Source organism: Sphingobium sp. AS12, from assembly GCF_019097845.1.
Taxonomy (GTDB): Bacteria; Pseudomonadota; Alphaproteobacteria; order Sphingomonadales; family Sphingomonadaceae; genus Sphingobium.
The window spans coordinates 20877-27938 of sequence record NZ_JAHRGM010000031.1; the positions used below are offsets into that span (position 1 = coordinate 20877).

Genomic DNA, 7062 nt, shown 5'->3' on the forward strand with positions numbered 1-7062 from the left:
ATGCTGCCATGGTTGACAACACGGCGTTCGGCATGCCGCTCATTCAGCTATGAGTTGGTGTGGACGACCCTTCAATCGGCACTGATTTCGCGACAGAATGCTGTTGTGAGTCGGACGAGAGCAGACGGGGCCTCGAAACTGGCCATTTGCTGGTGAAACCGCGACACAAAGCGGCGGTGCGTGCGGCTGCTCGGCGACCGGCTGTTGTCGTTCAAGGCGATACGGTCGATCGGGGTCGACGCGCTGGCTCGAAAGTGCTCTCAGTGTCGCGCCGAATGCTGTAGGGGGATAAAGCGGCGGGATCGCAGAGCAATCTGCGGCCATTACCTCCATTTTCTTTGGAACCATAGAGTGGACCGCCGGTCAATATTATGTCGGACGCAATCACTTTTGGCTCCCGCTAGATTCTTTCGACTCTTGTCGAGGCCCCGCTGCTCCCTGCAAGGGGGGCCATACTTTATTTCGGCGATCCGGGGACATGCGTCGGCCGATCGTAACGTAGATTAGAAAAGGGGGTTGCTACAGCAACCAACCCTTTGGTGAAAGACCAACTCTGCCGCCGGATCAATGACATTGACACCGACATCAAGCCTTGGATGAAGTCGTTGCCCAGATCGCCAAACAGCGTGGAACCCTTGATGAGCGCATCAGGCGTCTGATGACCATTCCAGGGGTCGGCAGATTAACCGCGACCATCTTGGTGATCGACATGCCGGAACTTGGGCATCTCGACAGCAAAAAGATTGCCGCTCTGGCTGGACTTGCGCCCATGACGCAACAGTCAGGCAAGTGGCGGGGCAAAGAGCGGATTATTGGTGGCCGGGCGTCACTCCGGCGGGCAATCTACATGCCTGCGTTGGTCGCCATTCGCTTTAATCACGATCTCCGCGACAAATATCAGCAGCTCGTAAATGCAGGAAAGGCGAAAAAGGTCGCCATCACCGCCGTCATGCGTCGCATCATCGTTCTGGCAAACACGCTGCTGCGTGAAGGGCGTGATTGGCAGCCAAAACGACCTTGACCAAGACGGATACTCGACCGCCCGTTCAAGCGATGACCGCCTTCATTGATGAGCATCGGGAAGTTTATGGGATCGAGCCGATCTGCCGGGAACTGGCAATCGCCCCATCCTCCTACCATGAACACGCCGCGCGTCGTGCCGATCCCGGCAGGCGTCCAGCACGTGCGCAGCGTGATGACGAGATCAGGGAGCAGATCAAGCGGGTCCATGAGGCCAGCTTCGGTCTCTATGGCGCACGCAAGGTCTGGCACCAGATGCGGCGTGAAGGCATCATGGTGGCGAAATGCACGGTGGAACGATTAATGCGCGCCATGGGGCTGGCAGGCGTCCGTCGTGGGAAGAAGACGATCACCACCATCAGCAACCCGAAGGCACCGTGTCCGCTGGACAAGGTCAATCGGGCATTTCGCGTCAGCCGGCCAAACGCCCTGTGGGTCGTCGATTTCACCTACGTGCATACTTGGGCAGGCTTCGTCTATGTTGCCTTCGTGATTGACGCTTTTGCCCGGCGGATCGTCGGATGGAAGGTCAGCACGTCAGCCACTGCCAATTTCGTTCTGGATGCCCTGGAGCAGGCGATCCATGCCCGTAGGCCCGGTCCCGATGATGGACTGATCCACCATAGCGACAGGGGAGTTCAATATCTTGCGATGAACTATACCCAGCGCTTGGCCGAGGCCAAACTCGTCCCCTCGGTCGGCAGCGTCGGTGATTCCTACGACAACGCCTTAGCCGAGACGATCAACGGCCTTTACAAGGCCGAAGTCATCTGGCGGCAGCGATCATGGCCAAGCGTTTCGGCCGTGGAAATGGCAACACTGCGCTGGGTCGATTGGTACAACAATCACCGGCTCTTCGGCCCTATCGGGCACATCCCGCCCGCTGAGGCCGAAGACAATGACTATGCAGCCCTCGAGAACCTCGATATGGCTGCATAGCCCAATGAAAACTGCCTCCTGAAAACCCGGGGCGCTTCAACCCACCGCTCGCCCTCGCTCATGATAATTTCGAGATCAGGATACACGGCCAGAAAGTCTGGCAGGCCCGGGACCAGGAAATGTCGGGCAATCGTACCTTGGACCTCTATGCGCAGGCACCCTTTAGGTTTGGCCCCGCCAAAGGCGCCCTCGGCATTCTCGATGTCGACCAGGATGGCCACACACCGACGGGCATAGGCCTCGCCGTCCAATGTCGGGCTGACTACCCGGGTCGTGCGCTGAAGCAGGCGCACCCCGAGCCGTTCTTCCAACTGCTTGACCACTTGTGTCATCGTCGACCGGGGGATGCCTATATCCTGCGCTGCGACCGTGAAACTGTGGCGCTCCACGATCCGTACGAACAGCCGCATGACATCGATCCGGTCCAAGCGCATTTCCTCATTGTTTGAGCTTATGGAACAGTGATGCTCATTCTAGAACGAAGATGCAGGCTCAACGCTAGTGCACCGGGAAGCTGCCCTGGGGCCAGGTACGGCCAACCCCGGGGCAGCTCATGATCGTTAAATCAAGGAGCAATTCTCATGCCCGGACGAAAGATGGCAATGGCAGGTTTAACATTTGGTTGCCGCCCCACTTAGTAATTGTTTGAAACGCGCGGAACCAAACCATCGGCGCTCTGTTTGAAACTTACCAAGTCACGACCTCCTTGCGTCCCCGATTGGCGTGACATGGATGCCCCGCCAGCCACCCCGACTGGCGGGGCTTTCTGTAACGGCACAACTTAGTCGTAACATCCCTAGCGACTCACCACCCGTTCGCGCTACGTTCTCCCCGTGGACAAGCAACAGCGCATCATCATTGACCTAGCGCTCCAGATCCTTGAGGCGGCGGACAAGCGATCATCTCGGGAGAAGGTCGGCACCGCAGAGGTGCGGCTGGCGCTGCGCTGCCTCATGCCCCACTGCAAAGAGCGCTGGCCGCTGGATGCGTCCTGGAACGGCGCGATCGGTGAGCAAAGCGCCGGACGCGCTGCTAGCACGACTGCGGCGCTCAATGGGATCAGGTTGCAGTTGGAACATCGACCGCCGTCGCGCGCTGTTTGGCGCAATGGAGAACAACATGCATAACGATCAAGACGGCGCACCCCACCTCGATAAGGTCGAAGCTCGGGCTGGTTCGAGGACCAAGGTCAACCGCAACATACTCGTCATCAGCCTAGCGTTAGCGCTTATCGGTATGGCCGCTGTCATCGGCTTTGGTTTTTTCGGTACAGATCGCACTGGTGCCGATCAGGTCAACGCTGAGAACGGTGCTGTTGCAAATGTGGCGTCCCCACCTTCCCGGTAAGGCTTCGTGCTTTCGAGTATTAATTGATCTTCGGCCAATTCAAAACACCTTCGCGTTTTTTGCAATGGGTAGACCGCGCACATGCATTGAAAGTGCACAAGGCGTCAGGCGCAAACTCCCTCGCGCAGTGCGCGTTTTAGACTCATTAAATCTTTGGCGTGTATGCAGGTGCGATCACGCTTACCGAATAAACCGGACCTGCTTTATGCCGAACTTCGCCGATCCGTCAGCCGCTGATATCTCAGCGCAAATCCTATCGCCACGTGCCCAAAGGGCAAGCGTGATGCTGGGGGCAATGATTGAATATGGAAATGGCAAAGAGCCCACCAAGCATCGCGTGCGAGACATTTCAGCGGGCGGCATACGGATAGACGGTGCCCATGAGATGCAGGCGGGTACCGAGGTTACAGTGTCTATCGGATTGCTACAGGCAATTGCAGGGTCAGTAAAATGGACCCGCCAAGGCCTAGCTGGCATTGCGTTTAATGAGATGATTGATCCCAGCGAGGCCCGCAAACGACCAGGGGACACCTCGTACGTTGTTACATCGCAGATCCGAGAAAGGATAAAGTTAGCGTTCCGTCCGCTGGTTGGGCAGGAGAAATGCGCAATCCATACAGGAAGTCGGGCTATTAGTTGCCCGCCTGCCGCTCCGGGTTCAGCACCTCGGCAACAGCGTCGTAAGTCTCGGCGACGGTGATATCCCGCCCGCTTGAGAACACGATCAGCGTATTGTGCCCGGCATGCTGGAAATAATCGATCTGGTCCATATTCACGGTGATCGGGTTGCCATCGAGTAGATTAAATTCGGCGATCACGAATCTTCTCCCTTGCGGAACTTTACAGCGCTGCGCGTACACATCGGTTGATACACTGCTTCATCTACCGACCAACCTCTGTGCAACCTGCTCGCGAGCGCAGTCATGGATATGCCACTCTCACGCGCGGCAGCCACGGCATCGCGCCCGTTGCTCGTCTGCAACCCCTTTAGCTTTACCATGTTGCTCGCCTTAGTGTCATTGGAACCAACGACGCTTCTCGCCACCTGTTCCGTTGCCTCTCACCTTACGTCGCCATATCTTCGGCACATGCCACGTCCGCCCCAATCCCTCGCCGTTGTCGGCGCTGATTATGCGAACAAGCGCGGCCCCGGCCGCCGCTTTGAGATAGCCCTATAGCTTGCCCGGCGAACCTGTGGAATTGAGGCGCGAGCCAAAGAACTCAGCCGACAGCCGCGCGATCGGCGTCTACTCCATGCGCGATGTCCACATCGGCTATATCCAGGCGGAATATGCCCAATGGATCGGTGGCCAGATCGCCGTGGAGCGCGCCATTTTCCAGCGTGCCGCCACATTCGGCGCAGTGATACGGCCGACGTTCGATGGCAGCACGCGGGTCTTGCCGGTGGAGTAGCCGATTCCAGCGCCCCGCAAATGATCGATCCTGATGGTCATAGGGGCGACGACTGGCCGCCGCGCGAACCTAACGACCAATGCGGGGGTATCTGAATGGCGTCATTGCCGACTGAGGGGCCGTCCGGTCCGATAATCCATCAATTGGTCGACCTTGACGGCGATGGCCTGCCAGGTCTGCCCTTGATCGCCGAAGAGGCCTGCCTGTGAACCTTTCCATTCTCTATGTCGCCATCGCGCGGCGGCTAGGATGGAAAGCGGATGCGCTCAACACGCCCAGCTATGTTCTTGTGAGCGTGGGGCCAGCGCACTCAACTGCGCTGATCGACCCGTTTCACGGCGGCGCGCTGGTAGAGGCGCACGACTATGCCGCTTTGCTGGATCGCGCTGTGGGTCCGGGTCGCGGGATGCGTGCATATGATATTGCCCCGATGTCCAATCGGATGACCCTGGTTCGTCTGCTGCTCAATCAGGCTATGCGCGCGGAACAAGCCGGCGATACTGTACGCGTATCCATCCTGTATGAACACATGACCATCATAGCGCCGGACCATGGTGCAGGATGGTGGGAACTGGCCCGGCTTCATCTGTCCACGACAAAGTAGGTAGCGCTCGTGCGAGCCTGATCGCCATGCTGGAAGTTACGCGGGAGAGCGAACGGCGGGCGCAAATCAGCGCGATGCTCGATCGTCTTTCCAGATCCGAATAAACGGCCACCGTGAAACGGGTTAGAAGAACATCTCAGCATTTGCGGGCTTTTCGCTTGGTGATGGGCGAGGCGGCAGGAGTGCTTGCATCACCAGCTTCGCCATGAAAGAACCGGGACATATGTGGGCGGATTCGGGCAATAGAGCATATGCTATCGGCATCGCACGTGCGTTCGGCGGCGCGGTCATCTTTGGCCTTCCTTTGCTCATGACGATGGAAATGTGGTCGCTTGGCGTCACGACCCATCCTCTGCGCCTTCTGTTGTTCCTGCTGCTTAATTTGTGCATTCTGATCGCCCTCTCGCGCTTTGGCGGGTTTGAGCACACCCATAGCTTGCCCGAGGACTTGCTCGATGCTTTGGCCGCATATGCGGTTGGCATCATCGCCGCTGCCGCCGTGCTTGGCCTGTTCGGACTAGTTCGGCTGGATACGCCGATCAACGAACTGGTGGGGATGGTTGCCGTCCAGTCGGTACCGGCGAGCTTCGGTGCGATGCTGGCGCGCAAGCGGCTGAGCGCTGACCAAAGCGAGGAGGACGAAGATCAGGAGGCTCGCGCGGACGGCTATGGCGGGCAGCTGTTCTTGATGCTTGCCGGCGCGCTTTTCCTGGCGTTCAACATGGCATCGACCGAAGAGATCAGGTTGATCGGTTTCAAGATGAGTCCGTGGCACAGCTTGGCTATGCTTGCAGCGTCGATTTTGGTGCTGCATGCGCTCGTTTACGCGGTCGGACTTGCTGGACAGAAGGAACAATCAAAGAGCTATCGCAGCGGACGGCTGTTTCTTGCCTTCACCGTCCCTGGCTATGGTATCGCCGCGATAGTCAGCCTCTATATACTCTGGACATTCGGCAGCATCGATGGCGCAAGCCTGGAAGCGATGGCAAGAAGCATGGTCGTGCTTGGCTTCCCAGCGGCAGTCGGCGCCGCCGTCGCCCGGCTTGTCGTCTAGGAGGACATTATGACGCGCAAGGTCGAACAAAGCCAAACGCCTATGCTCGAATGGGTGGCAGCGGGGATCGGCCTTGCGTTGATAATTGCACTTGTCTTAGTTATCGGTCGCGAGGCTTTACGCGAGCGGGAGTCTGAGCCTCCATCGATAGAAATCAAGCTCGGCGCGATCCGGCAATCGGCATCGGGGTACATGGTGGCATTCGAGGCTATCAACCGCGCCAATGGCACGGCAGCCGCTCTGACTGTCGAAGGCACCGTGGCACGCGGAGAGAAGATTATAGAGCGTAGCCAGGCGACGATCGACTATGTGCCGGGACATGGCCGAGAAGGCGGTGCCCTGTTATTCAGCCATGATCCCCGACGCAATGCGCTGTCGGCCCGTGCGACCGGCTTTCAGGATCCATAATTGAATGGTCGCTGTCGCGGTCGGCTAAGGCGTTGATGTAAGCTACGGCACCTTATTATAAAAGATGTGACTTCAACAATGCGCGGTCCTCAAAATTTGGACCCAAAGTATCCAGAAATCTAGAGCGGGATGACATTTGAGTGAATCGCAGGGGATTGAACTAACCCGCTGACGCGGGAGCGAGGTGGGTATTGGCCGGAATGGCCTCCTGATGAGAAGGTTTGGTTGCTGGACCAACCCTCAACCAGGAGACCATCCCATGACAGATGCCACGACA

General features: G+C 58.0%; 10 protein-coding genes, 1 pseudogene and 1 other annotated feature. Of the genes and pseudogenes, 9 read left to right on the top strand and 2 right to left on the bottom strand.

Annotation, left to right across the window (positions count from 1 at the left end):
* The first annotated feature begins 592 nt into the window (after positions 1-592).
* Complete coding sequence (locus KRZ98_RS12860) at positions 593-1021, top strand: transposase (protein ID WP_217673912.1); 429 nt, start codon at positions 593-595, stop codon at positions 1019-1021.
* Positions 1011-1128 (top strand) — a sequence feature (AL1L pseudoknot). (Overlaps the previous gene by 11 nt.)
* Positions 1036-1959 (top strand): annotated as a pseudogene (locus KRZ98_RS12865) (IS3 family transposase); the annotation flags it as partial. Its footprint overlaps the feature before it by 93 nt.
* On the opposite strand, the gene KRZ98_RS12870 reads toward KRZ98_RS12865, so the two are convergent.
* Positions 1923-2387, bottom strand: coding sequence for a LysR family transcriptional regulator (locus KRZ98_RS12870; RefSeq protein ID WP_254798361.1), 465 nt, complete (start codon positions 2385-2387; stop codon positions 1923-1925). The pseudogene KRZ98_RS12865 and the gene KRZ98_RS12870 sit on opposite strands and share 37 nt — an antisense overlap.
* A gap of 405 nt (positions 2388-2792) precedes the next feature.
* Between KRZ98_RS12870 and KRZ98_RS12875 the strand changes: the two genes are divergently transcribed.
* The 3 genes from KRZ98_RS12875 (at position 2793) to KRZ98_RS24580 (ending at position 4006) form a co-directional block, all read left to right on the top strand.
* Positions 2793-3086 (top strand): hypothetical protein, encoded by a 294-nt coding sequence (locus tag KRZ98_RS12875; RefSeq protein ID WP_217673913.1) that lies wholly within the window; start codon positions 2793-2795, stop codon positions 3084-3086.
* A complete protein-coding gene (locus tag KRZ98_RS12880) occupies positions 3079-3306 on the top strand; it encodes a hypothetical protein (protein ID WP_217673914.1) in 228 nt (75 codons plus the stop codon). Before KRZ98_RS12875 ends, KRZ98_RS12880 begins: the two co-directional genes overlap by 8 nt.
* A 205-nt stretch (positions 3307-3511) precedes the next feature.
* Positions 3512-4006, top strand: a complete 495-nt coding sequence (locus KRZ98_RS24580; RefSeq protein ID WP_217673915.1) for a PilZ domain-containing protein — start codon at positions 3512-3514, stop codon at positions 4004-4006.
* Here the strand turns inward: KRZ98_RS24580 and KRZ98_RS12890 are convergent.
* Positions 3939-4124, bottom strand: a complete 186-nt coding sequence (locus KRZ98_RS12890) for a hypothetical protein (RefSeq protein ID WP_217673916.1) — start codon at positions 4122-4124, stop codon at positions 3939-3941. The two genes, KRZ98_RS24580 and KRZ98_RS12890, sit on opposite strands and share 68 nt — an antisense overlap.
* Positions 4125-4500: 376 nt before the next feature.
* Here KRZ98_RS12890 and KRZ98_RS12895 point away from each other — a divergent pair, with 376 nt between their 5' ends.
* The 4 genes from KRZ98_RS12895 (at position 4501) to KRZ98_RS12910 (ending at position 6785) form a co-directional block, all read left to right on the top strand.
* Positions 4501-4719 (top strand): HIRAN domain-containing protein, encoded by a 219-nt coding sequence (locus tag KRZ98_RS12895; protein WP_368389825.1) that lies wholly within the window; start codon positions 4501-4503, stop codon positions 4717-4719.
* 205 nt (positions 4720-4924) lie between these two features.
* Positions 4925-5323, top strand: coding sequence for a transglutaminase-like domain-containing protein (locus tag KRZ98_RS12900; RefSeq protein WP_217673917.1), 399 nt, complete (start codon positions 4925-4927; stop codon positions 5321-5323).
* A gap of 223 nt (positions 5324-5546) precedes the next feature.
* Complete coding sequence (locus tag KRZ98_RS12905; RefSeq protein ID WP_302849112.1) at positions 5547-6377, top strand: TIGR02587 family membrane protein; 831 nt, start codon at positions 5547-5549, stop codon at positions 6375-6377.
* Positions 6378-6386: 9 nt separating this feature from the next.
* Positions 6387-6785 (top strand): hypothetical protein, encoded by a 399-nt coding sequence (locus tag KRZ98_RS12910; protein ID WP_217673919.1) that lies wholly within the window; start codon positions 6387-6389, stop codon positions 6783-6785.
* Positions 6786-7062: the final 277 nt, after the last annotated feature.